We start from the raw sequence: 23,928 nt of genomic DNA, 5'->3' as shown, positions 1-23,928 counted from the left end.
CAGACGGGGGACGGGCGACGGGGGACGCAGACGGGAGACGGACGGATGAAGCACGACTACGACGTCATCGTCATCGGCGGCGGCTCACCGGGTGAGCACTGCGCGGGCGCCCTCGCGGACGGCGGACTGCGAGTGGCGCTCGTGGAGCGCGAGTTGGTCGGCGGGGAGTGCTCGTACTTCGCGTGCATCCCGTCCAAGACCCTGCTGCGCCCGGGCGAGGCCGTGCAGGGCGCGCGCGAGGCCGCGGCCACCGCCGAGGTGGACATCGAACAGGCGCTGGCCTGGCGGGACTTCATGGTGTCGGACTACTCCGACGCCGGACAGGAGCGCTGGCTCGCCGCCAACGGCATCGACCTGCTGCGGGGTTCGGGCCGGCTCGCCGGACCGGGTGCGGTGGAGGTGGCCGGTACCCGCTACACGGCTGACCACGTCGTACTGGCCACCGGCGCCTCGCCGATCGTGCCTCCCGTGCCCGGCCTGCGCGAACTGGACGGCCTCTGGACCAACCGCGAGGTGACCGGCATGAAGACGGTCCCGCGGCGGCTGCTCATTCTGGGTTGCGGACCGGTCGGCGTCGAGATGGCACAGGCCGTACGGCGTCTCGGCGGCGAGGTGGTGCTCACCGGCCAGGACCACCACGTACTGCCGCGCGAGCCCGAGCCGCTGGGCCGGGCCCTCGGCGAGGCACTGCGGCGCGACGGCATCGAACTCGTCCTGGGCCGGCGCGCCGTCGCCGCCCGGCAGGACGCCGAGGACTACGTCCTGGTCCTCGACGACGGGCGGGAACTGCGCGGCGACAAGCTGCTGGTGGCCACCGGACGCCGCCCACGGACCCACGACCTGGGCCTCGAAACGGTCGGCGTGAACGCCACCGACAGGGGCGTCCCCGTCGACAGCCGGCTGCGCGCCGCCGAACGGCTCTGGATCGTCGGCGACGCGACCGGCCTGTGGATGCTCACCCATGTCGGCAAGTACCAGGGCGAGGTCGTCGCCGACAACATCCTCGGCCATCCCCGCGAAGCCGACTACACGGCCGTGCCGCGCGTGGTCTATACGGACCCGCAGGCGGCGGCCGTAGGCGCGGGCGAGGGGCAGTTCAGCGCCACGGTCCCGATCTCCGAGGTCGCCAAGACGGCCGCCTACACCCGCGCGTACGCCGACTCCGTGGGCTTCCTGACCCTGCTCAGCGACGGCCGGACGGTCACCGGTGCCTACGCGCTGGGTCCGGAGGCGGGGGAGTGGCTGCAGCAGGCGACCCTGGCCGTACGCGCCCAAGTCCCGCTGGACGTACTGCGGGACACCATCCAGCCGTTCCCGACCTTCTCGGAGATCTACGTCGCCGCACTCAACGACCTGCACCACCAGGTGGCACGGAGCCACGCGGCCGAGGGACGCATCCCCGCATGACGCGCCCGGACCTTCCGTCCGTGCGGATGACCTTGCATCGACGAGGAGACGAAGAAAGGTGGCTCACGCCATGCGTTCCGACATCGTTCCCGGCGGGGTCTTCCCGGACTTCGCCCTGCCCGACCACACCGGCACGGTCCGCACGCTCAGCGAGCTCCAGGGCCGCGACCCGCTGGTCCTCACGCTGGCGCGCGGCCACTACTGCCCGAAGGAGCACCAGCAGCACCAGGAGATGGCCGAGGTGCTCCAGCCGAAGACGGCGGTGGCCTATACACAGATGGCGACCATCGCCACCGACGAGCACCACACGCTGCAGGAGTTCCGCCTGTCGGTCGGAGCGCAGTGGACGTTCCTGTCCGACCCGGGCCGGATCGTCCAACGGGAGCTGGACATCCAGGAGTACACCGATCCCGAGCACGACCCGATGATCCCGCACACTCTGGTTCTGAAGCCGGGCCTGGTCGTGCACCGCGTCTACAACGGCTACTGGTTCTGGGGTCGTCCCTCGGCCTACGACCTCTGGCACGACCTGCGCGAGGTGACCCGCGATATCCGGCCGGACTGGGACCTCGCCGCCCCCGGCCTGCGCGAGGAGTGGGACTCCGGCGAGCGTTCGTCCTTCCACGGATGGGACCGGCGAGCCGTGGAGGCGCAGACTTGACCGCGCCTACCGCCGTGTCCGAGTGGGTGATGTGTCCGCTCGGGCCGGCTGTTCCTGACCGGTTCGGGATCCCAGCTCGCCCGTCCGGCGGGGCCGGACCATGGCGGCCGCCATCGCGGCGAACACGACGGCCCAGACGACCGCGGCCACCCAGCCCTCCCAGCGACCCGTGCTCGTCAGCCACGAGGTTCCGGTCGCGCGCCCCAACTCGTGTGTGGTGACCGCGTACATACCGATCGGGAAGACGAGGTTCCACCAGCCGAGGTCGTAGCGCAGCGGGATGCGGCGCACGACGTGCCGCCACACGCCCAGGGCCAGCAGGAGCGGGATCAGCCAGCTCGAGAAGGCCCACAGGACGACGGCCGCTCCGACGAGCAGCGGACGGGACAGCAGCGTCTCGTCCGGTGGCAGTGCCGTCAGCCGGACGGCGGCGAGCACGGCGATCGCCGCCGCTCCCATGAAGATCCACACCGAGGTCATGAGGCCTTCCGGCTGGATGGGCCGGGCGAGCAGTCTCGTCAGAACGATCGCCGCGGTCAGCAGATACTGGATCAGGCCGATGGCCCAGCACACCACGGCCAGTACGGCCAGGGCGTGGCTGGGGGCGGCCCGGGCCAGCGAGGCCGCCGCGACGGCCACCGACTCCGAACCCACCGCCCACAGGAACCAGGTGCCGTTGGCCTGGTCGGGCGAAGGGTTCCGCTTCAAGGTGGTGATGAGCGCGAGCGGCACCGCGTAGTCCAACACCAGCCATCCCAGGGCTCCGAACGCCAGGAACGCCCCGGCCACCGCGGTGTGACCGTCCGGCACCAGACGCGCCGCCAGCACGTTGGCGGAGACGGCGAGGGTGAGCAGCACGAAGGCCCGCGGCCCGAGGAGGGTCGCCACGAAGCGTTGGCGCCGGCGCAGCATCCACCAGCCGTAGGAGGGAACCAGCACCGCGAAGCCCGCGAGAGCCACCCACAGGAGTACGGCGGAGGCCGTGCCGGCGCCGTTGACGTAGAGGGCCGTGGAGACGATTCCGGTGCCCATGACGAAGGACAGCGACGCGGCGTTGAGGCGCGTCACCGCGGCGGAGAGGGCCGCGCGGTACCCGGACGGCGGGGGAGCGGGGTCGGCGGGCCCCAACGCGGGAGATGAGGGCTCAGAGCGCTGGGCAGCGTCGTCGCGGCCGGTACCGGCGAGCCAGTCGGCGAGGACGGCGGCGTGACCGCGGTCCATGGCGCGTCCGTCCGCTTGGCCGTCCAAGGCGGAGGTCTGCTCACTGACCCCGTGGTAGGTGATCTGCTCACTCATGACACGTCCTCCGGCCGCTTTCGCCGTACGAGCATTTTAGGGCGATGCGCATGTCACGGCTTCCTGGCGAGTGGCTGTGCGGGCCGGTGCTCACTGGAACGCCGCCGCCACGACAGCCTTCTGTTCCAGGCCGTGCCGGCGGCTGGAGCCGACCGCGGGTGCGGTGGCCTCCGGCCGGCTGACGCAGTCCACGAGGCGTCCCGCCGTGCGGTACAGGCGCGGCGGGAGGAAGGACCACGGTCCCTGGTTCTCCGGTTCCTCCTGCACCCACCGCACGTCCGCCGTGGCCGGGAAGCGGGCGAGTTCCGCCGCGAGCTCCTCCTCGGGGAACGGGTAGAGGCGTTCGAGGCGGACGATCGCCGTGTCGGTCGTGCCGGTCGCGTTCCGGTGGGCGTCGAGGTCGTGGAAGACCTTGCCGGAGCACAGCAGGACGCGTGCGACCTTACCGGGATCCACGGTGACGTCCGGCAGGACCGGGCGGAAGCCTCCCTCGGTGAAATCGGTCAGGGCGGAGACGGCCGCCTTCGACCGCAGCATCGACTTCGGGGTGAACACCACCAGCGGCCGCTTGCGAGGGGCCAACGCCTGCTGCCTGAGCAGGTGGAAGTAGTTGCCCGGCAGCGACGGCATGGCCACCGTCATGTTGTCCTGCGCGCACAGTTGCAGGAACCGTTCGACGCGCGCCGAGGAGTGGTCCGGTCCCTGGCCTTCCAGGCCGTGGGGCAGCAGGAGCGTCACACCGGATCGCCGGCCCCACTTCTGCTCGGACGACGCGATGTACTCGTCCACGACCGTCTGCGCGCCGTTGACGAAGTCCCCGAACTGGGCTTCCCACAGCACCAGCGCCTCGGGGCGGGCCGCGGCGTAGCCGTACTCGAAGGCCAGGGCGGCCAGTTCGGACAGCATGGAGTCGTACGGCGTGAAGGTCGCCGCCCCCGGACCGAGGGAACGCAGCGGGGTGTGTTCGGCGCCGGTGTGTCGGTCGGTCAGTACGGCGTGGCGCTGGCCGAAGGTGCCGCGCCGCGAGTCCTGCCCGGCCAGGCGCACGGGCACGCCTTGCAGCAGCAGCGAACCGATCGCCAGTGTCTCCGCGGTGGCCCAGTCGACGGTGCCGGAGTCGAGGCTCGCCGCGCGCCGCTTCAGCTGCGGCAGGACGCGCGGGTGCACGGCGAAGCCCTCCGGCAGCTCGCTCTGCGAGGCGATGACCCGCCGGGCGGTCGCTTCGTCGATCGCTGTGGCCGGCGGGTGGGCTTCGGACCGCGGGGATTGCTGCACGGCGGCCGCGACATTCTTGGCGAAGGCCGGAGCGGGCAGTGACCGGGTCTCGGTGAAGGCCTGCTCCAGGTGTCCCTGGTAGTCGCGGCGGGCGCCTTCTGCCTGTTGTTCCCCGATGGCCTTCCGGGCCACGAGGGACTCGGCGTACAGGGTCCGCACCGACGGCTTGGCATCGATGCGGTCGTACATCACCGGCTGGGTGATGGAGGGGTCGTCGACCTCGCTGTGGCCGTGGCGCCGGTAGCAGAGGAGGTCGATGACGACGTCCTTGTGGAAGGTCCGGCGGTAGTCGAAGGCCAGTCGTGCGACGCGGTCGACGGCCTCCGGGTCGTCTCCGTCGACGTGGAGGATCGGGGCCCCGACCATGCGGGCCAAGTCGGTGGCGTAGGTGCCCGAACGGCCGCTGCGGGGCAGGGTGGTGAAGCCGACCTGGTTGTTGACGATCACATGCACGGTCCCGCCCGTGCCGTAGCCGGGCAGCTGCGACATGTTCAGGGTCTCGGCGACGACGCCCTGCCCCGCGAACGCGGCGTCGCCGTGCAGGACGACCGGTAGCACGGTCCCGGGCCCATCGTCACCGGCGAGGTCCTGCTTGGCACGCACCACTCCCTGCGCAACCGGCCCCACGATCTCCAGATGCGAGGGGTTCGCCACGACCGAGACGGCGATCGAACCTCCGGGCAGCGCACGGTAGGTGCCCCGAGCGCCGAGGTGGTACTTCACGTCCCCCGAACCGTGCACGGATGCCTTGTCCACGGCGTCCTCGAACTCGCCGAAGATCTGCGCGTACGACTTGCCGACGATGTTGGCCAGGACGTTCAGCCGGCCGCGGTGCGCCATCCCGATGACGGTTTCCGTGAGGCCGGCCTCGATGGCGCGGTGCAACAGGGCGTCGAGCAGCACGATGGCCGACTCGCCGCCTTCCAGCGAATAGCGCTTGTGGCCCACGTACTTGGTCTGCAGGAACGACTCGAAGGCCTCGGCGGCTCCCAACCGGTAGAGGAATTGCAGCTGTTGGGCACGGTCTGGCGGGCGCTGCGGGGCCTCGACGCGCTGCTGGATCCAGCGGCGCTCGCGGAAGTCCTGGAGGTGCATGTACTCGAAGCCGGTGGTGCCGCAGTAGAACTCCCTTACGGCGCCCAGTACTTCGTCGAGCGTCATCGTGGTGCGTCCGGCGAAACCGTCCACGACGACGGTCGCCGACCGATCGGTGTCGAGCAGTCCGAATGCCGCGAGGTCGAGTTCCGGGTGCGGGGCGGCGGGCTGCGGCCCGAGCGGATTCGTGGCGGCCATCAGGTGGCCGCGCACGCGGTACGCGTGGATGAGCGCGGCGATCCGCACGGCCGTGAGGGGTGCCGGGTCGGCGGCGGGCGGTGGCACCACGGCCGCGGGCGAGGTCAGGGAGGCCGAGGAGGTCACCGCGGCCGGGCCGCCGAAGAAGTTCCTCCACGTCTCGTCCACCGAGCCCGGGTCGTGCAGATAGCGCTGCCGCTGTTCGTCCACCACCCATTCGTTGAGTCCGAAGTCCAGGCCGTGAATCACTGTTCGAGCGGTGTCCGATTGCGACGCCATGGCGCGAACGCCTTCTTCCTTGTGCGATGCCGTACGATCCCGGCGCGGTCAGGCAGACCTGCGTGACCACGTCGCGCCGCCGAGGCTAGGACGGACGGAGGGGCGGGGCGGAGGGCCGCTCGTGCCAGATGTGCCTCACATCAGGACATCGGCCGGAAGACGGCCTGCTGATCGAACGGGCCGTCGCCGATCAGGCCCGAGCGGTCGGGGAGCCCGGTGGCGACCCGGAGCTTGGCGAACTCCACGGCGAGCGCCGGCGGCGGGTAGTGCGCGTTGAGGCCGCTGGGGTTCGGCAGGACCCACACGCGTGCTCCGCCGATGGTCGCCTCCTGCGCGCCCACGCCCGCGTCGACGGCCCCGAAGGCCGCGCGATACCCGGTGACGCCCAGGAACGCGAGCCACGCGGGACTCAGGGCCTCCATGCGCCGGACGAGGTCCTCACCTCCCCGGAGGTACTCGTCGGGCGTGAGTTCCGCCGCCCGGGCCGTGGGCCTTCGGACGATGCTCGTGATGCCCAGGCCCAGGCCGAGCAGGTCGCGTTCCTGCTCGGGCCGGAGCTGGTGCGGTGTGAAACCCGAGCGGTGGAGGGCGGGCCACATCCTGTTGCCCGGCGTCGAGAAGCTGTGGCCCCGACGTGCCGACGCCAGCCCTGGATTGATGCCTACGAAGACGACGTCCAGCTGCTCGCCGACGACGTCGTCCAGCGTCGGGTACGTATCGCTGTTGATGGTTGCTCCACGGGGCGTCGAAACGGTGCGTCGGTCGAAACAGTGCGTCAGGACAGTGAGCCTGGGGAGGGGAGAAGTCGCGCCCGGCAGGCGGCAGTTCAGCGGAAGGCGGCTGCCACCAGGCCCCGCTGCTCCTCGGCGTGCCGGTGGGCGGAGCCCACGGCCGGGGCAGATGCCGCCGGCCGGCTGACGCTCGCGACGGGCCGGCCCGCCAGTCGTTGCAGGTACGGGGCCACGAACAGCCAGGGGCCCTGGTTCTCCGCCTCCTCCTGCACCCACCGCACCTCGGCGTCGGCGGGGAACCTGGCCAGCTCCTTGCCGAGTTCCCGCTCCGGGAACGGGTAGAGGCGCTCCACGCGGACGATCGCCGTGCCGGTCGCCTCCTGGGCACGCCGGTACGCGTCGAGGTCGTAGAAGATCTTGCCCGAGCAGACCAGGACGCGCCTGATCCGGCCGGCATCGGCCGTCTCCTGCGGCAGGACCGCCCGGAAGCCCTGCGTGGTGAGGTCCGCCGCCGTGGAGGTGGCCGCCTTCAGGCGCAGCATGGACTTCGGGGTGAAGACGACCAGGGGCCTCCTGCTCTCCCGCGTACCGAGTGCCTGCTGGCGGAGCAGGTGGAAGTAGTTGGCGGGCGTGGACGGCATTGCGACGCTCATGTTCCCCTGCGCGCACAGCTGCAGGAACCGTTCGATCCGGGCCGACGAGTGGTCCGGGCCCTGCCCCTCCAGACCGTGCGGCAGCAGCAGCGTGACCCCGCAGCGCTGACCCCACTTCTGCTCGGACGACGCGATGTACTCGTCGATGACGGTCTGGGCCTCGTCCGCGAAGTCGCCGAACTGGGCCTCCCACAGCACCAGTGCGTCGGGCCGTGCGAGGGAGTAGCCGTACTCGAAGCCGAGGGCCGCCAGTTCGGACAGGGAGGAGTCGTAGGGCGTGAAGTGGGCTTGCGCGCCGAGGGAATTGAGCGGTGTGTGCTCGATGCCGGTGTGCCGGTCGGTGAGTACGGCGTGCCGTTGCCCGAACGCGCCGCGACGGGAGTCCTGCCCCGTCAGCCGGACCGGGACCCCGTCCAGGAGCAGGGAGCCGAAGGCGAGGGTCTCCGCGGCGGCCCAGTCGATGGTTCCGCTGTCGAGTGCCGCGGCGCGCCTGTTGAGCTGCGGCAGCACACGGGGGTGCACGGTGAAGCCGGGTGGCAGCCCGGTCTGGGAGGCCATGACGCGGCGGGCCACTGCCTCCGGGATCGCGGTGGCGACCTCGGAGGTGCCCGCCGCGCCGGTAACGTCGGTGTCCGGTACGGCAGTCAGGTCGGCCTGCGTGTGCGTCTCGGCGAAGGCACGGTCCAGGCGTCCGCGGAAGTCCTGCAGTGCGCCTTCCACTTGGCGTGCGCTCACGTCTCCCCGCAGGAGCAGCGCATCCGCGTACAGCGCGCGCACGGACGGCCGGGCGTCGATGCGGTCGTACATCGCGGGCTGCGTGATGGAGGGGTCGTCGACCTCGCTGTGGCCGTGGCGCCGGTAGCAGACGAGGTCGATGACGACGTCCTTGTGGAAGGTGTGGCGATAGTCGAACGCCAGCCGTGCGGCGCGTACGACGGCCTCGGGGTCGTCCCCGTTCACGTGGAAGACCGGCGCCTCGATGCTGCGCGCCACATCGGTGGCGTAGACGCTGGAGCGGCCGTGGGTGGGAGTGGTCGTGAAGCCGAGCTGGTTGTTGATGACGATGTGGACCGTTCCGCCGGTGTGGTAGCCGGGCAGCAACGACATGTTGAGTGTCTCGCCGACCACGCCCTGACCGGCGAAGGCGGCGTCGCCGTGGACCAGGACGGGAAGTACGGCGTCGGTGTGGTCGCCGTCCGCGAGCACGTCCTGCTTGGCGCGGACCACGCCCTGGGCTACCGGCCCGACGACCTCCAGATGGGAGGGGTTCGCGACGACGGAGACGTCGATGGTGCTCCCGTTGAGGGCCCGGTAGGTGCCCTCGGCGCCGAGGTGGTACTTCACGTCGCCGGACCCCTGGACGGACTCGACGTCCGCCGTGTCCTCGAACTCGTGGAAGATCTCGGCGTACGACTTCCCGACGATGTTGGCCAGGACGTTGAGCCGGCCGCGGTGCGCCATGCCGATCACGGCTTCCCGCATCGCGTGGCGGATGCAGCGGTGCAGCAGGACGTCCAGCAGCACGATCGCCGACTCGCCGCCCTCGAGCGAATAGCGCTTCTGGCCCACGTACTTGGTGTGCAGGAACCTCTCGAAGGCTTCCGCGGCGCCCAGCCGGTACAGGATCTGCAGCTGCTCGGCGCGGTCCGTCCGCGGGATCGGGCCTTCCATCCGCTCCTGGACCCAGCACCGTTCGTCGGAGCTCTGGATGTGCATGTACTGGACGCCGATGGTTCCGCAGTAGGCCTCTCTCAACGCGCGCAGGACCTCGTCGAGCGTCATGGTGGCCCGCCCGGCGAAGTCGTCGACGACGTAGCTCCGCGGCAGGTCCTCCGCGCCGAGCCTGAACGCGGCGATGTCGAGTTCGGGAGGCGTGGCCTGCTGCCCCGCCGCCAGCGGATCAGTGTCGGCCATCAGGTGCCCGCGCACGCGGTAGGCGTGGATGAGGGCCGCGACGCGGACGGCCTTGACCGCGGCCTGCTCGGCACCGTCGCTCGTGGTGGTCGCGCCGTCACGGGACGCTTCACCGGCCCCGGGCTCGGAGGAGAAGAGGTTCCGCCATGCCGCGTCGACGGAGTTCGGATCCTCCAGATAGCGCTCGTGCTGCTCGTCCACGACCCATTCGTTGGGGCCGAACGCCAAGTCGTTCATCACCGGTTGTCCGGCGCGAGATCGCGATGCCACTGTGTGGATCGCCTTCTTTCCTCATCGCAGGCCAAGGGCCGACGCGGCCGGCCGGCGCGATGGGCGGGGCGAGCGCCGCGTCACTCCATCCACGGTATGCCAGTGTCTTCGATGAGGCAGCGCGCGGATGTGCCAGGACGGCGACACATCCGGACGAGCCGGTTACCGGGATGACGGTCGCGCGCACGGAGCGTGCAGGACAGCCTGCTGCATCCTCGTGGCCGTCCTGCATGCCCGCCACCGCGGTCGTCAGGACCGAACGGCCTGGTCGATGAGTCGTTGCAGGTACAGACCGCGTGCCGCGTCGAGTTCCGTCGGACGGCTGGTGCGCACGGCGGTGGCGAAGGCCCGGCGCAGGATCGGCCAGCACTCCTCGTGGTCGATCTCGGCGGTGTCGTAGGCCAACGCCGCTTCCGGGCCGAAGAGTTCGACACGGGTGACGGCCCTGGGTACGACGACGGATCCCGACAGCGATGCCTGACTGACCGCGCCGTTTTCGTGTTCGCAGCTGAGCTCGATCCAGCGGCGGGAGTCGCCGGTGCTGCGGATGCTCTTGATGGGTCCGACGGCGCTGTCCAGCAGGTCGATCAGATGGGGTCCGAGGTCGAGCAGTGCCCCGTGCTCCAGGCGCCAGCCGGTGGCGAAATCGCCGCCGAGGAAGCCGCCGTGGAGGTAGCAGGAGCGCGCGCCGGTGACCTCATGGGTGCGGGCGGCCTTGAGGAAGGCGTCGGTGGTCGGGTGGTACCTCTTGGTGAGCACCAGTTGGGAGATGACGCCGGAGGACAGTACGGCGTCGGCGACACTCCGGGCGGAGGGCAGGTCCGGTCCGAGGGGCTTCTCCAGGAGCAGGGCTTTGCCGCGTTTGGCTGCGAGGGGCGCCAGTTGCGCCTGCACCGAGGGTGGTACGGCGAAGGCGACGGCCTGGCACTCGCCGAGCAGTTCGTCGAAGGATGCGGCGGCGATCGCTCCGTGGTGGGCGGCGAGTTCCCGCGCTGCCTCGGGCCGTCGCGCCCACACCGCGGTGAGGCGCGTCTCGGGACCGGCGGCGAGCATGCGGGCGTGCATGGCGCGGGCCCATGGACCCGCGCCGACGAGGCCCACGTCGATGGGCTGGTGCGGCCATGGTGCGGCTGAGCTGTTCATGGTGTTCCTGGAGGGGCCGGGGCGCCACTGGTCCGGTGACCGGAGGTGCGGGCGCGGGTGGTTCAGAGGGCGAGGCGCGCGAGACGGGAGTCCGCCCGGGCGGGGGAGTAGAGCAACTCGACGACCATGGATCCGGCACCGATGACTCCTGCGTGATCACCCAGTCGGGAGGTGACGACCTGCAGGTTGGCGGTGGCGCGCGGGAAGGCGCGTTGGTAGAGCAGCTCGCGGACACCGGTCATGAAAGGGGCGCCGGCGAGGTCGCCCGCGATCATGAGGACGCCGGGGTTGAGGAGGGTCACCACGGTCACCAGCACCTCGCCCGTGCGGCGTCCCGCCTCACGGGCGAGACGGATGGCGTCGGGATGCCCCTCGCCGAGCAGGCGCCTGACGTCGGATGCGGAGGTGGCGTCGGCGCCGAGGGCGGAGAGTTCCTTGGCGAGGGCGCGGCCGCTGGCGACCGCGGCCAGGCAGCCGTGGGAGCCGCACATGCACAGGGCGTCGGGCCGGTCGTGCAGGCGGATGTGGCCGATGTCGCCCGCCCCGCCGTCGACGCCGCGGTAGACCATGTCGCCGACGACGACGCCGGCGCCGATGCCGGTGGAGACCTTCACGAGGACGAACGCGCTGCAGTCCCGGTGGTTGGCCTGGTGTTCGGCCAGCGCCATGAGGTTGGCGTCGTTGTCCACGAAGACCGCGACGGGGCTGCCTTGCGCACTGGCGTGCACGTGGTCGGCGTAGGCCTTCTGCATGCGTTCGCGGATGGGGTACTGGTCCCAGCCCGGCATGATCGGCGGCTCCACGACCCGGCCGGTCTCCCAGTCCACGGGGCCGGGGACGGACAGTCCGATCCCGCAGACGTGGGCGGCGTCGATGCCGGCCGCGGTGATCAGGTCGGGGAACCAGCCGGCCAGTTGGTCCAGCACATGGTCCGGGCCGTCGCTGATCCGCAGGGGCCCTGTCTGTTCGGCGAGGAGCGTGCCCGCGAGGTCGAGTACCGCGGCGCGGGCATGACGGGTCTCGAGATCGACGGCGATGACCGAGGCATGGCCGGGATCGAAGACGATCTTCTGCGAGGGCCGGCCGCCCGTGGACGAGCCGGTGCTGTGCTTGAGCCAGCCCGCCCGGTTGAGCAGGTCGAGTCGCTGGCCGACGGTCGACCGGGACAGGCCGGTGACCTGCTGCAGATCGGCGCGGGTGTTGGCGCGGCCGCTGCGAATGAGCTGCAGCAGCTCGCCCGCGCTGATCTGATTCGCTGTCAGCATCAAGTCCCCCATGGGTTCAGCTCTTGTCGGCACCGCTGGTCAGACCCTCGGTGAGCAGGCGTTCGGCCGCGAAGAACAGGAGTACCACGGGAATCGTCAGCACCACGGAGCCGGCCATCAGCACGGTCTTGGGCACCTCGACGCCGTTGGACAACTGGGCCAGGCCCAGCGAGACCGTCCACTTGCCGGGGTCCGCGGCCAGGAAGAGCAGCGCGAAGAGGAACTCGTTCCAGGCGATCATGAAGACGTACAGCCCGGTGGCCATGAGGGAGGGCAGGGCGAGCGGCAGGATCACCTTGCGGACGGTCTGCAGGCGGCTGCAGCCGTCGAGTGCCGCCGCCTCCTCGATGGAGTAGGGGATGGTGACGAGGTAGTTCTTCAGCATGTAGATCGACACCGGCACGGTCTGGGCGACGTAGACGACGGCGAGTCCGACCAGGCTGGAGGACAGGTGCAGCTTGGCGAAGATGACGAACAGCGGGACGGCCAGCAGGGTTGCCGGGAAGAGGTAGACGGCCAGGAAGAGCGCGCTGACCTGGCGGTGGCCGAAGAACTTCAGCCGGCTGACCGCGTAGGCGCCGGGCACCGCGGCCAGCAGGGTCAGGGCCACCGTACCGAGCGACACCAATGCGGAGTTGAGCAGGAACTTCACGAAGCCCTGGCCGCCGTCGTCGGTGGAGCGCAGCACGTCGCGGTAGGTGGTCAGGGTGAAGTCCTTCGTCGACACCCACAGCGAACCCGGGTCGAGCAGCAGGGAGTCGATGGGCTTCAGCGACAGCAGCAGCATGTAGTAGAAGGGCAGCAGGGTGATCACTGCGAGGAAGGCGATGACGATCCAGCGCAGTACGCCGAAGAGGCGGTCCTCGAACTGAGCGCGCGTCATCACGACTCCTCCTGAACCTTGTTGGCGAAGAACTTGAAGTAGAAGCCCAGAAGGATCATGAGCGAGACGGCGAGGACCAGGGCCTGCGCGGCGGCCGCTCCCACGTCGTAGCGGGCGGTGAGGAAGTCGTAGACGCGCACGGCCGCGACATCGGTGCCGGCGCCGCCGCCGGTCAGCAGGTAGACGTCGTCGAACTTGTTGAAGGTCATGATGAAGCGCAGTACGCACAGCAGGGCGATGACGGGCATCAGCTGCGGCAGCAGGATGTGGCGGAAGCGCTGCGTGGGAGTGGCGCCGTCGACCAGTGCGGCCTCCTCCAGCCCGTCGGGGACGGCCTGGAGGCGGGCCAGGATGAACAGGAACGCGAAGGGGAAGTAGCGCCAGCACTCGAAGGCGATGACCGTCAGCAGCGCCAGCGGAATGTCGAAGTGCAGGCCCAGCAGGTGGACTTCGTACTGGCGGGTGGACAGGAAGGCGATGGGGTCGTCCCAGCCGAAGAGCCTACGGCCCCAGTCGTTGACCACGCCGTACTGCGGGCTGAGGGCGACCTCCCAGACGAAGGCGACGGCGACGACGGGCGCGACGTAGGGAAGCAGCATCGCCGCGCGCAGCAGTCCGCGGCCCTTGAACGGCTTGCGCAGGGCGAGCGCGGCGATCAGCCCGAGGACGACGGAGCCGAGGGTGGCGCCGGCGGTGTAGATCAGGGTGGTGGTCAGGCTCTGCCAGAAACCGGCCGAGGCGAAGACCTGGGTGAAGTTCTCCAGGGTCCAGTTGCCGAACAGGCCCATGCCCTGGATGTCGACCAGTTTGGCGTGCTGGAAGGCGAGCAGCACGGTCCAGGCGATGGGCAGGATCACCACCACGAGGACCACGACGAACGTGGGCGAGACGAACGCCAGGCCCGCGCGGTTGGCGCGGCGGCTCGCGGTCATCGGGCGGCGGCGCTCGGCGGGCCGGTCCGCGGGCCTGGTGCGGGTGTCCCGGCGCTGCGGTGCGCCGGTTGGTGCTGTAGTCATGAAGGGACCTTTGTGGCGTGCATGCGGGCGGCTACTGGAGGGACTTCTGCAGGGCGGCGACGTCGTCGTCGGCTTCGTGGGCCGCCTCGGAGGGGGAGATCTGTCCGCTGGTCATCGCGCCGATGGCCTTGGGGACGGGCAGTTCGCCGTTGGTGGCGCCGACGAGGGCTCCCTCGCCCTGGGTGATGCCCCAGCGCCGCATGTGGCTGACGCCGGCGGCGAGCTGGTTGAGCAGGCTCGGCGGGTAGACCTGGTCGAAGGGCTTCTTGGTGTCGACGCCGATCGTGCTGCGCCGCCAGGTGTCGAGGTAGCGGCGGGGCTGTGCGGCGGTGCCGTCCCGGACGGGGATCTTGCCCTCGGGTGCCATGCCGAACCAGGACTCGTAGCCGGTGCCCATCATGTATTCGATGAACTCGCGCGAGGCGGCGGTCTCGGCTGTCTTCGTGGTCACCCACGAGGTGATCTCGCCGAACTGGGCCGGCTCGGCGGCGCCGGGGCCCTTCATCGCGGTGACGATGCCGCTGTTGTGCGACAGGTACTGCGGGTCCTTCTTGCACTGCGGGCAGCTGGGCAGGGCGTCCTTGCGCAGTCCGGCGAGTTCGTCCAGCAGGAACGAGGACCAGACGATCATCGAGGACTGGCCGGCGAAGTAGGTCGCGCGGGTGGAGTCCACGGTCTGGGTGCCCGGGGCGCCGTAGGTGCGGGCGAGTTCGTCGTAGGTCGAGAACGCGCCGTGGCAGCGCGAGGAGTCCAGGGCGACCGTGTGGTGGTCGTCGACGAGCTGGCAGTCGTTGGCCAGGGCGAGGCTCTCGAAGCTCTGCGAGGTGAAGACGTCACTGGGGTCGGTGGCCGCGGACATGCCGTAGCGGCCCTTGGCGGTGAGCGCCTTGGCCGCGGCGGTCGCCTTGGCATAGGTGTCCGGGGCGGGCAGGTCCTTCTGGCCGAGCTGGTCCTTGCGGTAGACCAGCAGCTGCAGCCAGGCGTCGGAGGGCACGCCCAGGCTGGTGGCGCCGTCGGAGGTCAGCTGCAGGGCGTTGGCGTTGAAGGTCTTGCGTCCCAGTTCGCCGATGATCCGGTGGGGGATGTCGGTGTTGAGCAGGCCGTTGCTGTACATCTGCCAGACCTGGCCCATCGGGGCGGCGCCGATGACGTCGGGCAGGGTGCCCGAGGCGGCGGCCGACATGATCAGTTGGGGCATCTGGCCCTCGTCGACGCCGACGAGGTGGACCTTGATGCCGGTCTTCTTCTCGAAACCCTTGATGATCTTCTGGGTGACCGCGATGCGGTCGGGAAGGTTCTCCTGGGACCAGACGGTGATCTCCCGGTCGGGTTTTCCGGGCCCCGTGCTGCTGGAGCAGCTGGTGAGCAGCCCGGCTGTCAGGGCTGCCGTGATGCCCACCGCGATCGCGCTGGATCGCCGGCTCTTGGTGCGCATTGCATGTCCTCGTTCCGACTTACGTCTACTGCGCAGGCATCTCAGCATCACTTTTGCTTGTTGACAAGACATAAGTTGTGGTTATTGTCGACGCAACCGCACCCGCAACCCTTCCGGAGTCATCCGTGGAACGCGTCGTCCAATTCACCGGCCCTCGCCAGGTGGAGGTAACCGAGCAGGTCAGAGCCGAACTGCCCGCCGGTCACCTGAGAGTCCGCACCCGCTACTCGGGTATCTCGGCCGGAACCGAACTCACGGCCTACCGCGGCACAAATCCGTACCTGACGCGCACCTGGGACCCGGAGGCACGCCTGTTCCGCGACGGCGCGGCCGGCATCCAGTACCCGGTCGCCGGCTGGGGCTACTCCGAGGTCGGCGAGGTCGTCGAGGTCGCCCCCGACATCGCCGGCACCCCCGGCCTGCCCGTGCCGGGCGACCTGGTGTGGGGCATCTGGGGCCACCGCAGCGAAGGCGTCGTCCCGGCCGAGCGCATGATCGGCCACACCCTGCCCGCCGGACTCGAACCCCTGGCCGGCGCCTTCGCCCGTGTCGGCGCCATCGCCTACAACGCCGTCCTGGCCGGCGACATCCACCTCGGCGAGGACGTCGCCGTCTTCGGCCAGGGCGTCATCGGACTGCTCACCACCCGGCTCGCCCAGCTCAACGGCGCCCGCGTCACCGCCGTCGACGCCCTCGACGGCCGGCTGGAGACCGCCAAGCACTACGGCGCCCAGCACACCCTCAACGCCCGCACGGACGCCGTGGCCGAACGCATCCGCGAGGCCACCGGCGGCGTCGGCGCGGACCTCGCCATCGAGATCAGCGGCGCCTACCCCGCGCTGCACGAGGCACTGCGCTCGGTCGCCGCCGGCGGCCGCGTGGTGGCGTCCGGCTTCTACCAGGGCGACGGCGTCGGCCTGCGCCTGGGCGACGAGTTCCACCACAACCGCGTCCAGCTCGTCTGCTCGCAGATCGGCGGCGTGCCCCCGCAGCTGTCGCACCGCTGGAGCGTGGAACGCCTCCAGCAGACCTTCCTGCGTCTGGTCGCCGAGGGGCAGGTGGACGTCGGCTCCCTCGTCAGCCACGTCGTCCCGGCCGCGGACGCCGCCGAGGCGTATGTGCTGCTGGACGAGCGCCCCGCCGAGGCGCTGCAGGTCGTGCTGGAATTCTGAACGTTTCGAAAGGCCCCCTCATGCTCAAGACCGCCGCGCAGGAGCAACTCCTGCCCGGAGACACCCTGCAGGCCAAGTGGGAGTTCGCCCAGGAAGCGGGCTACGACGCCATCGAACTGCGCGGCAAGGGCGACCTCCACTTCGCCTCCCGCCTCGAGGAGCTGCGCCGGGCCCGCAAGGACGGTGTGGTCATGCCCACCGTGTGCGTCGACATGCTGCACTTCTTCGGCGCCTTCGACGCCGACCGGAGGCGTGACGCGATCGTCCAGATGAAGTCCCAGCTCACCGTGATCGCCGAGATCGGCGGTCTCGGCGCGCAGACGCCCGCCTCGTACGGCATGTTCTCCCGCCGCCTGCCGCCCTTCGAACCTCCGCGCAGCGAGACCGAGGACCGCGAGGTCCTGCTGGCCGGCCTGGCCGAACTGGGCGAGCACGCCCGCAAGGAGGGCGTCACGCTCTTCCTCGAACCCCTCAACCGGTACGAGGACCACATGGTCAACCGCCTGGAACAGGCAGCCGACCTGATCCGCACCACCGGCCTGGACTCGGTGCGTATCGGCATCGACAGCTACCACATGAACATCGAGGAGACCGATCCCGCCGCGGCGATCCTCGCGCACGCCGACGTCATCGGACACGCCCAGGTCTCCGACTCCAACCGGTTCCAGCCGGGCGCGGGCCATCTCGACTGGCCCGCCTGGCTCGGTGCCCTGCACACGATCGGCTACGACGGCCACCTGGCCCTCGAATGCCGGCTGACCGGTGACCCCGCAGAGGCCGTCCGCTCCGTCCCCGCGTTCCTCAAGAGGTCCGGCGCGTGAAGTCCCTCCTGGAACGGCCCGCGCCCACCGCCGCCGCAGCCCTGACACTGCGGCGCGGTGCGGCGCGGGTCCTGCTCGACAACTGGACCGGCACGTCCACCGTGCCCTCCCGCACCCTCTACCCGCACCAGTGGAGCTGGGACTCCGCCTTCATCGCGATCGGCCTGCGCCATCTCTCCGCGCGCCGCGCGCAGCAGGAACTGGAGTCCCTGCTGGCCGGACAGTGGGACGACGGACGTGTCCCGCACATCGTCTTCAACCGGGCCCTGCCCCACGACGCCTACTTCCCGAGCCCCGACTTCTGGCGCTCCTCCACCGCGGGACGACAGGCGGGCGCGCCGGCGGCCCCGGAGACCTCCGGCATCGTCCAGCCGCCGGTGCACGCCTTGGCAGCCTGGCTCGTGCACCGTGCCGACCCCGTGGAATCCCGTCGGCGAGGCTTCCTCGCCCGGGTCCTGCCACGGCTCGCGGCCTGGCACGACTACCTCCTCGCCCACCGCGACCTCGGCGGCGGCGGACTGGCCGCCGTGATCCATCCGTGGGAGCCAGGCATGGACAACAGTCCCTGCTGGGACCAGGGCCTGCACCGTGTCGAGCCCGCCGCGCCCGACGCCTTCCAGCGGGCGGACCTCGACCACGGCCACCCCGCCGACCGGCCCACCGATCTGGACTACGGCCGCTACGTCAGCCTGGCGACCGACTACCGCGACGCCGGCTACGACGACGGGGCGACCAGGTTCGCCTTCGCCATGGAGGACCCGGGTTTCAACGCCCTGCTGATCGCCAGCGAACGGGCCCTGGCCGCCATGGCCCGGGAGACGGGAGCGGACGCCACCGCGCACACCCGGCGCGCCGACACGCTCACCCGGCACCTGGTGACGCGCCTGTGGGACGAGAAGGCGGGCATCTTCCGGGCGCGTGACGTGCTGACCGGCGCCCTGGTCGACGAGCGCAGCGTCAGCGGCCTGATCCCGCTCCTCGTCCCGCACCTGCCGGGGCACATCGTCGGCCGTCTTGTCGACACCCTCACAGGACCGCACTTCAGCGCACCGGCCACCAGCCTGGTCCCGAGCTATGACCTGCACGGCCACGCCTTCGACGCCCACCGCTACTGGCGCGGCCCCGCTTGGTTCAACACCGCCTGGCTGATCCACCGTGGTCTGCTCACGCACGGCCGACTCCAGCAGGCCACCGACCTGCGGCAGGGTTTCCTCACCGACGCCGGGGCAACCGGCTTCGCCGAATACGTAGACCCGGCCTCCGGCGACCCGCGCGGCGCCCGGCACTTTTCGTGGACCGCCGCGCTCACGCTCGACCTGCTGTGCGCCGACCCCAAGGAGCCCACCCCATGACCCCGGCCGACGACCGCGTCCAGCTGGTCCGGGACGCCACCTTCGCCCGCCTCGACGCCGGCGGCGGCATCAGCGGGACCCGGGGCACCGCACCCGACGGGCTGTTCCTGCGCGACGCCCGCCACCTCAGCCGCTGGCAGCTGACCGTGGACGGCACCGAGCCGGAGGCACTGGTGCCCGCCAGCGCCGACACCGATGACACGGCCACCTCCGTCCTCACTCCCAAGGGCACCCGCGACCATCCGCCCGCCTACACCGTGTTCCGCGAACAGACCGTGTCCGCGGGCACGTTGACGGAACACCTCCGGCTGGTCAGCAACCGCCCCGACCCCGTCACCGCCCGCGTGGACCTCACCGTCGACGCCGACTTCGCCGACCTCTTCGAACTGCGGGCCGACGACCGCGACTACGCCAAACCCGGCGCCCGGCACGAGACCCGCCGTACCGCCGAGGGCGTGCACTTCGCCTACCGGCGCGAGGACTGGCACTCACGCACCACGGTCGCCTGCGAACCCGCCCCGACCACCGTCGCGGACGACCCCGGCGCACCCGGGACCACCGCCCGCGTCCTGAGCTGGGAGCTGGCACTCGCCGCGCAGGGAGAGGCCGAACTCCACCTCACCGTCCACGCCCACCCGCACGGACTGCCGCACGCGGAACCCGTCCCGTCGCGGCCACGGGCCACCACCGCGCCGGCCGCCGACGACCTGGACCGCAGCTGCGAGCAGGGTCTGTCCGACGTGGACCTGCTCACCATCACCGCCACCGGGGTCGACGGCGAGCCGGTCCACGTTCCCGCCGCCGGCATCCCGTGGTTCCTCACCCTGTTCGGCCGCGACTCCCTGCTGACGTCGTACTTCCTGCTGCCATACCGGCCCGGGACGGCCGCCGCGACCCTGAGCGCGCTCGCCGCCATCCAGGGCCGGGAACACGACCCACGCAGCGGAGAACAGCCCGGCCGCATCGTCCACGAGACACGCCACGGCGAGCTCGCACACTTCCGCCAGATCCCCTACGGCCGTTACTACGGCGCCGTCGACGCCACCCCGCTCTTCCTGGTCCTGCTCCACGCCCACTACGAGACCACCGGCGAACGCGCCCTCGCCGTACGGCTGGAGCAGCACGCCCGTCAGGCCGTCGACTGGATGCTCACCGACGGAGGCATCGGCGAACACGGCTACCTCGTCTACCAGCCCGACCCGAACGGCCTGGTCAACCAGAACTGGAAGGACTCCGCGGGTGCCATCTGCTTCGCCGACGGCACACAGGCCCAAGGCCCCATCGCCGTCTCGGAGGCGCAGGGTTACGCCTACGACGCCCTGGTGCGCACCGCCCGGCTGGCCGCCGAGGTCTGGCAGGACGAGTCCTATGCGCGGCGCCTGCGCCACCTCGCCGCAGAGCTGCGCGAGCGCTTCCTGAGCGAGTTCTGGATGCGGGCCGCCGACTTCCCCGCCCTCGCCCTGGACGGCCACGGCCGCCAGGTCGACGCCCTGGCCTCGGACGCGGGGCACCTGCTGTGGTCGGGCATCCTCGACGACGAGCACGCCCGCCGGGTCGGACAGCGCCTGCTGCGGCCGGACTTCTTCTCAGGCTGGGCGATCCGTACTCTGGCCGCCGGACAGAAGCCGTACCACCCCTTGTCCTACCACCGCGGCAGCGCCTGGCCCCACGACAACGCCCTGATCGTGCTGGGGCTGGCCCGCCACGGACTCGCCGAAGAAGTGCGCACGGTGACCCGGGGACTCGTCGCGGTGGCGGCCCAGAACGACTACCGGCTGCCGGAGGTGCTGGCCGGCTACGCCAAGGGCGCCACCAGCCGCCCCGTGCCCTATCCCCATTCCTGCTCTCCCCAGGCTTGGGCGGCGGCGACACCCCTGGCGCTGCGGACCGCGCTGCGGGTGGCGGGACAGGTGTGACTTGTCAGGGGCGATTCCGTCGGCAGGGTTGATTCCAGGACGGGTTGCCCCAGGGAGCGCGCGATCCCTGGAGCCGACGGACCGGGCGGCGTGGGACGTTCGCCGGACAGGACTTCTTCGGTGTGTTCGTGCGGCTGGTGGGATCACCCATGGCGCTGGGCGTGGCCACGGGGACAGGCGCCGGGCTGAGGGCCTCAGTGCTGCCGGTCCGCCCTCCAAGGTCTGCACGCCACCAGCTGCGAACCAGGTACGTCGGCGTGGGTGCGGCCCGGGTGCGGGACCTGTTCGCCGAGGCGGGCAGACAGGCGCCTGCCATCGTGTGCGTCGCCTCGGGCAGGGCCTGGTGCACGCGGGGTTCTACCGATGGATCGTCGGGGCAGGGAACAGCGGTGCCGTCGGGCGGCCGGAGGGCGGCGCTCTCGCGGGATGTTGCCCCGCCGGGCAGGAGGGGTGCGGCGGGATGCCGGTGCCGAGTCGGGGCAAGCGATCCTGACGGTGCACGGTCTCGGTATCGGCCTACGAGTGGGAAGGGTGGTCGGCGTGAGCGGTCTGCGGACGGGTCACGATGCGGTGGTGGCGGTGCGCGCGGCGTACGAGGCGTTCACGGGTGTGGTGCGGGGTGTGGACGATGAGCAGTCGTGGGCGCCGACCGGGTGTACCGGTTGGGCGGTGCGGGACTTGGTCTTCCATTGCCTGTCCGACGCCCAGCGGGGTCTGGTCGCGCTGCACACGCCGGCGGCCGGGCCGCCGGACCGGGACGCCGTGACGTACTGGCAGGACTGGCGGCCGGGCACATCGGGCGCCGCCAACGGGCGGCGCTGGTCGCGGGTGAGCGCGAGCATGTTCCTCGACTTCGCGCAGTTGCGGGAGTTGTACCTGGAGACGGCGGCTGCTCTCGTCGTCGCCGCCGAGGGCGCCGATACCGGCCGCCCCGTCGGCACCCAGGGGCATGTGCTCACTGCCGGGGACCTGTTGGCGACCCTGGCCGTCGAAGCCACGATCCACCACCTGGACCTGCTGGTCGGCCTGCCGGCCGGCGAGGGCCCTGCGCCGGCCGGCCTCGCCTGCGTCCGGACCGTCCTGGACGGCCTGCTGGGTGGGCAGCCGCCTGCCGAGTGGGACGACACTCACTATGCGCGCGTGGCCACCGGCCGCATCCCCCTGACGGATCCGGAGCGCATCCGTCTGGGCACGGACGCCGAACGGTTCCCCTTGTTCGGCTAGACCCACTGCTTGCGGTCTCGCCCGACGAACGGTGCGCCGGGGTGTGCAACCCGCACGCGAGGCCGGTCTCGACGCTGTGTCCGGGACCGGCCCCGATGCTGCCCACCCCGCATCTCCTGGTGTCAGGCGACCAGGGTCACGGGGCGGCAGGTGCGGTGCGGTAGAACTCGGCCGCGGTGAAGGTGGGGGAGACGCCGAGTTCGGTGGAGACCGCGGTGATGGCGGCGTCGGCGACGGTGAGGTCGACCTGGCCCTCCAGGGTGAAGTGCGGTGCGATGAAGGTGTCGTAGTGCGCGCGGGCCTCCTCCGTGGTGTGGCCGCCGAGGAAGGTCTGCATGTGCCGCACGGTGGTGTCGGGGTCGTCGTGGATCACCTTCAGCGCACGCCGGTGCGCTCGCAGCACGGCCTGCACCGCGGGGTCGTCGGGGTCGGTGTACGTGGTGTCGACGGCCAGGCCCACGGTGGGGATCTGGAAGTGGTCGCCCATCCACGCCAGCACCCGCCAGCCGTGCTCGGCCGCCACCGCCTCCGGGGCCATGGTGCTGCCGACGACGGCGGCGTCCAGCGCGCCGTCGCGCAGGCGGCGCAGGTCCATGCCGTAGTCCCCGGGGTGCCGTACGACGGTCCGGACGTCGCGGTCCGGATCCAGGCCGGCCCGGCGCAGCACGATCCGGGTGAAGCACCCGGGTGCGGTGTGAGGAGCGTGCACCGCCAGGCGTCGCCCGGCCAGGTCGGCCAAGGACTCCAGGCCGGGGCGGGCGAGGAACCAGAAGAGCGGGCGGTGGGTGTTGACGTTGAGCCCGATCCAGGGAGTGCCGTCGGTCAGCCGGGACAGCAGGGCGCGGCCGAGCCCGATGGTGGCACCGCGGCGCAGTCGCTCCTCGTCCCAGGTGCAGCCGTCGCGCAGGGCGACGTGGACGCCTTCGTCGGCGTAGAAGTTCTCCTGGTCAGCCATGTAGGCGGCCAGTTCCTCGTGCAGGCCGCGGCCGACGTAGGCGAGATCGATCGTGTCCATGGATGTGCGGTCCTTAGATGTGGGGTCCTTCTCAGTACATGGCCATGCCGCCGTTGACGGCGGCGGTGGTCCCGGTCATGAAGGCGTTGTCGCCGTCGGCGTAGAAGGCGACGGCATGGGCGACGTCGTCCGGGTGTGCCAGCCGGCCCAAGGGGGTCGCGGCCGTCTGCCGCTGCCTGGTCGCGTCGTCCAGGACGTCGTCGGCGATACGGGACTCCACCGGACCGGGCGCGACGACGTTGACCGTGACCCCGTGCGGTCCCAACTCCTGGGCGAGGTAACGGGCGAACTGCTCCAGGGCGGCCTTGGACGTGCCCAGCGCGATCATGCCCTCGCGGGGCCGGCGGCTGAGTCCGGTACCGAGGTAGACGATGCGTCCCCAGCCCTGTTCGGTCATGGCGGGCAGGACCGCCTTGGTGACGGCGTACGCCGCACGCATCTCGGCGTCGAGCTTGCCGCCCAACTCCTCCCACGACATCTCACGGAACGACTTGACGGCGTAGGGGATGAGCGCGTTGTGCACGAGCACATCGACGCCGCCCCAGGCCGTCCGCACCTGCTCGACCATGCGCTCGACGGCGTCCGCCTCGCGCACGTCGGCCTGCACGGCCATGGCACTGCCGCCCGCGGCTTCGATGCCGGCCACGACCTCCTCGGCGGCCTTGCTGCTGGTGAGGTAGTTGACCACCACGCGCATGCCGCGCGCGGCGAGCACCCGCGCGGTGGCCGCGCCGATCCCGCTGCTCGCGCCGGTCACCAGTGCCACCCTGCCGGTCGTCCCTGTCATGGGCTCACCTCTCTCTTTCGTCGTCGCGGGCCGCCGGAATGACGGCCCGGAGTCGTTCGTCGCCGATGGGGCGGGTGGTACGCCGATCAATCGGCGGCTGCAACGGGTCGCCGCCATGCG

At 71.0% G+C, this 23,928-nt stretch carries 18 protein-coding genes; 7 read left to right on the top strand and 11 right to left on the bottom strand.

Annotated features, from left to right (window positions below; translation table 11 throughout):
- Positions 1–45 precede the first annotated feature (45 nt).
- Complete coding sequence (locus tag ACFU97_RS23290; RefSeq protein ID WP_384259562.1) at positions 46–1,407, top strand: dihydrolipoyl dehydrogenase family protein; 1,362 nt, start codon at positions 46–48, stop codon at positions 1,405–1,407.
- Positions 1,408–1,477: 70 nt separating this feature from the next.
- Entirely contained in the window at positions 1,478–2,068 is a 591-nt protein-coding gene (locus tag ACFU97_RS23285; RefSeq protein ID WP_384259560.1) for a peroxiredoxin family protein, read from the top strand.
- 6 nt (positions 2,069–2,074) lie between these two features.
- Here ACFU97_RS23285 and ACFU97_RS23280 read toward each other — a convergent pair whose 3' ends face one another.
- The 9 genes from ACFU97_RS23280 to ACFU97_RS23240 all read right to left on the bottom strand — a co-directional run bounded on the left by ACFU97_RS23280 (position 2,075) and on the right by ACFU97_RS23240 (position 15,521).
- The gene (locus ACFU97_RS23280; protein WP_384259558.1) at positions 2,075–3,364 is read right to left on the bottom strand and encodes a tellurite resistance/C4-dicarboxylate transporter family protein; all 1,290 of its coding nucleotides are present in this window, start codon (positions 3,362–3,364) and stop codon (positions 2,075–2,077) included.
- Positions 3,365–3,454: 90 nt separating this feature from the next.
- Positions 3,455–6,211, bottom strand: coding sequence for a multifunctional oxoglutarate decarboxylase/oxoglutarate dehydrogenase thiamine pyrophosphate-binding subunit/dihydrolipoyllysine-residue succinyltransferase subunit (locus tag ACFU97_RS23275; protein ID WP_384259555.1), 2,757 nt, complete (start codon positions 6,209–6,211; stop codon positions 3,455–3,457).
- A gap of 140 nt (positions 6,212–6,351) precedes the next feature.
- A complete protein-coding gene (mug, locus tag ACFU97_RS23270) occupies positions 6,352–6,915 on the bottom strand; it encodes a G/U mismatch-specific DNA glycosylase (protein WP_384259787.1) in 564 nt (187 codons plus the stop codon).
- Positions 6,916–7,037: 122 nt separating this feature from the next.
- A complete protein-coding gene (locus ACFU97_RS23265) occupies positions 7,038–9,746 on the bottom strand; it encodes a multifunctional oxoglutarate decarboxylase/oxoglutarate dehydrogenase thiamine pyrophosphate-binding subunit/dihydrolipoyllysine-residue succinyltransferase subunit (RefSeq protein WP_384259553.1) in 2,709 nt (902 codons plus the stop codon).
- 282 nt (positions 9,747–10,028) lie between these two features.
- A complete protein-coding gene (locus tag ACFU97_RS23260; RefSeq protein WP_384259551.1) occupies positions 10,029–10,922 on the bottom strand; it encodes a Gfo/Idh/MocA family protein in 894 nt (297 codons plus the stop codon).
- A gap of 62 nt (positions 10,923–10,984) precedes the next feature.
- Positions 10,985–12,199 carry an ROK family protein gene (locus ACFU97_RS23255; protein ID WP_384259548.1) on the bottom strand — a complete coding sequence of 405 codons (1,215 nt, stop codon included), beginning with the start codon at positions 12,197–12,199 and terminating at the stop codon, positions 10,985–10,987.
- 4 nt (positions 12,200–12,203) lie between these two features.
- A complete protein-coding gene (locus ACFU97_RS23250; RefSeq protein WP_384259546.1) occupies positions 12,204–13,070 on the bottom strand; it encodes a carbohydrate ABC transporter permease in 867 nt (288 codons plus the stop codon).
- Complete coding sequence (locus ACFU97_RS23245; protein ID WP_384259544.1) at positions 13,070–14,086, bottom strand: carbohydrate ABC transporter permease; 1,017 nt, start codon at positions 14,084–14,086, stop codon at positions 13,070–13,072. The genes ACFU97_RS23250 and ACFU97_RS23245 overlap by 1 nt, the downstream gene beginning before the upstream one ends.
- A 31-nt stretch (positions 14,087–14,117) precedes the next feature.
- The gene (locus ACFU97_RS23240) at positions 14,118–15,521 is read right to left on the bottom strand and encodes an ABC transporter substrate-binding protein (RefSeq protein WP_384259541.1); all 1,404 of its coding nucleotides are present in this window, start codon (positions 15,519–15,521) and stop codon (positions 14,118–14,120) included.
- A gap of 125 nt (positions 15,522–15,646) precedes the next feature.
- On the opposite strand from ACFU97_RS23240, the gene ACFU97_RS23235 reads away from it, so the two are divergent.
- From ACFU97_RS23235 to ACFU97_RS23215, 5 genes are all read left to right on the top strand, one after another.
- Complete coding sequence (locus tag ACFU97_RS23235) at positions 15,647–16,693, top strand: zinc-binding alcohol dehydrogenase (RefSeq protein ID WP_384259539.1); 1,047 nt, start codon at positions 15,647–15,649, stop codon at positions 16,691–16,693.
- Positions 16,694–16,713: 20 nt separating this feature from the next.
- On the top strand, positions 16,714–17,514 hold the full coding sequence (locus ACFU97_RS23230) for a sugar phosphate isomerase/epimerase family protein (RefSeq protein WP_384259536.1): 801 nt from the start codon (positions 16,714–16,716) through the stop codon (positions 17,512–17,514).
- Positions 17,511–18,866, top strand: a complete 1,356-nt coding sequence (locus ACFU97_RS23225; RefSeq protein ID WP_384259534.1) for a trehalase family glycosidase — start codon at positions 17,511–17,513, stop codon at positions 18,864–18,866. Before ACFU97_RS23230 ends, ACFU97_RS23225 begins: the two co-directional genes overlap by 4 nt.
- Complete coding sequence (locus tag ACFU97_RS23220; RefSeq protein ID WP_384259531.1) at positions 18,863–20,782, top strand: glycogen debranching N-terminal domain-containing protein; 1,920 nt, start codon at positions 18,863–18,865, stop codon at positions 20,780–20,782. The genes ACFU97_RS23225 and ACFU97_RS23220 overlap by 4 nt, the downstream gene beginning before the upstream one ends.
- Positions 20,783–21,322: 540 nt before the next feature.
- On the top strand, positions 21,323–22,006 hold the full coding sequence (locus tag ACFU97_RS23215; RefSeq protein WP_384259528.1) for a maleylpyruvate isomerase N-terminal domain-containing protein: 684 nt from the start codon (positions 21,323–21,325) through the stop codon (positions 22,004–22,006).
- A gap of 136 nt (positions 22,007–22,142) precedes the next feature.
- Here the strand turns inward: ACFU97_RS23215 and ACFU97_RS23210 are convergent, their stop codons facing one another.
- Both ACFU97_RS23210 and ACFU97_RS23205 read right to left on the bottom strand, forming a co-directional pair.
- Positions 22,143–23,021 (bottom strand): ABC transporter substrate-binding protein, encoded by an 879-nt coding sequence (locus ACFU97_RS23210; protein WP_384259526.1) that lies wholly within the window; start codon positions 23,019–23,021, stop codon positions 22,143–22,145.
- Between the two features lie 31 nt (positions 23,022–23,052).
- Complete coding sequence (locus tag ACFU97_RS23205) at positions 23,053–23,808, bottom strand: SDR family NAD(P)-dependent oxidoreductase (RefSeq protein WP_384259524.1); 756 nt, start codon at positions 23,806–23,808, stop codon at positions 23,053–23,055.
- Positions 23,809–23,928 lie beyond the last annotated feature (120 nt).

The organism is Streptomyces sp. NPDC057616 (genome assembly GCF_042800575.1).
Lineage (GTDB): Bacteria > Actinomycetota > Actinomycetes > Streptomycetales > Streptomycetaceae > Streptomyces.
Note: the sequence above shows the minus strand (reverse complement) of the source record. Positions and strands in the feature narration are given on the sequence as shown.

Bases quoted from the DNA above. Each gene is read 5' to 3' on its own strand.
- ACFU97_RS23230 (WP_384259536.1), top strand. From the start codon at position 16,714: ATGCTCAAGACCGCCGCGCAGGAGCAACTCCTGCCCGGAGACACCCTG.
- ACFU97_RS23220 (WP_384259531.1), top strand. From the start codon at position 18,863: ATGACCCCGGCCGACGACCGCGTCCAGCTGGTCCGGGACGCCACCTTC.
- ACFU97_RS23280 (WP_384259558.1), bottom strand. From the start codon at position 3,364: ATGAGTGAGCAGATCACCTACCACGGGGTCAGTGAGCAGACCTCCGCC.
- ACFU97_RS23240 (WP_384259541.1), bottom strand. From the start codon at position 15,521: ATGCGCACCAAGAGCCGGCGATCCAGCGCGATCGCGGTGGGCATCACG.
- ACFU97_RS23210 (WP_384259526.1), bottom strand. From the start codon at position 23,021: ATGGACACGATCGATCTCGCCTACGTCGGCCGCGGCCTGCACGAGGAA.
- ACFU97_RS23260 (WP_384259551.1), bottom strand. From the start codon at position 10,922: ATGAACAGCTCAGCCGCACCATGGCCGCACCAGCCCATCGACGTGGGC.
- ACFU97_RS23255 (WP_384259548.1), bottom strand. From the start codon at position 12,199: ATGGGGGACTTGATGCTGACAGCGAATCAGATCAGCGCGGGCGAGCTG.
- ACFU97_RS23265 (WP_384259553.1), bottom strand. From the start codon at position 9,746: ATGAACGACTTGGCGTTCGGCCCCAACGAATGGGTCGTGGACGAGCAG.
- ACFU97_RS23285 (WP_384259560.1), top strand. From the start codon at position 1,478: ATGCGTTCCGACATCGTTCCCGGCGGGGTCTTCCCGGACTTCGCCCTG.
- ACFU97_RS23290 (WP_384259562.1), top strand. From the start codon at position 46: ATGAAGCACGACTACGACGTCATCGTCATCGGCGGCGGCTCACCGGGT.
- ACFU97_RS23205 (WP_384259524.1), bottom strand. From the start codon at position 23,808: ATGACAGGGACGACCGGCAGGGTGGCACTGGTGACCGGCGCGAGCAGC.
- ACFU97_RS23250 (WP_384259546.1), bottom strand. From the start codon at position 13,070: ATGACGCGCGCTCAGTTCGAGGACCGCCTCTTCGGCGTACTGCGCTGG.
- ACFU97_RS23275 (WP_384259555.1), bottom strand. From the start codon at position 6,211: ATGGCGTCGCAATCGGACACCGCTCGAACAGTGATTCACGGCCTGGAC.
- ACFU97_RS23245 (WP_384259544.1), bottom strand. From the start codon at position 14,086: ATGACTACAGCACCAACCGGCGCACCGCAGCGCCGGGACACCCGCACC.